This window comes from Pseudomonas sp. PGPPP1 (assembly GCF_002255865.1).
In the GTDB taxonomy this organism is placed as follows: Bacteria; Pseudomonadota; Gammaproteobacteria; order Pseudomonadales; family Pseudomonadaceae; genus Aquipseudomonas; species Aquipseudomonas cremoris.
Genome location: NZ_NKIG01000109.1, coordinates 1 through 684 on the forward strand (window position 1 = coordinate 1; position 684 = coordinate 684).

Below are 684 nucleotides of genomic sequence, written 5' to 3' on the forward strand. Positions count from 1 at the left end.
GGGTCCAGCAGGTAAACCGAGCAGACCTGGCTGCCCATGGCTTCCTTGACGCGCAACACAATAATCCCCAACGCCGCCTTGAGATCCTTGGCGGAGTTAACTTCCTGGACGATCTTGCGCAGCGTATTGAGCATGGCTCGGGGTCGAACTCCGTCGTCAGTCGCGCGCTAAAAGGCGCGGGGCAAGCTCTTTAAGAGCGCGACGATAAACTTCGCGCTTGAATGTCACCACCTGGCCCAACGGGTACCAATAGCTGACCCAACGCCAGCCATCGAACTCCGGTTTACCGGTCAAATCCATCCGCACCCGCTGCTCGTTCGAGATCAGGCGCAGGAGAAACCATTTTTGCTTCTGGCCGATGCACAGCGGTTGGCTGTGGGTACGCACCAGGCGTTGCGGCAAACGATAGCGCAACCAGCCACGGGTACAGGCCAGAATTTGCACATCTTCGCGCTCAAGGCCGACTTCTTCGTTCAACTCACGGTACAAGGCGTCTTCAGGGGTTTCATCGGGGTTGATTCCGCCTTGAGGAAACTGCCAGGCATCTTGGTTGATTCGGCGAGCCCATAGCACCTGTCCGGCATCATTCGTAAGAATAATCCCGACATTAGGACGGAAACCATCGGGGTCGATCACGGCAACAACCTCGCAAACGCATGTCGCCGCATTGTTCCACAAAGGTTG

At 56.9% G+C, this 684-nt stretch carries 2 protein-coding genes; both read right to left on the minus strand.

Annotation, left to right across the window (positions count from 1 at the left end; translation table 11 throughout):
• Positions 1–134 (minus strand): hypothetical protein (locus CFE47_RS31400; RefSeq protein WP_286843092.1); only part of this gene is annotated, 134 nt, incomplete at its 3' end.
• 22 nt (positions 135–156) lie between these two features.
• A complete protein-coding gene (locus tag CFE47_RS31405) occupies positions 157–636 on the minus strand; it encodes an RNA pyrophosphohydrolase (RefSeq protein ID WP_003176750.1) in 480 nt (159 codons plus the stop codon).
• Positions 637–684 lie beyond the last annotated feature (48 nt).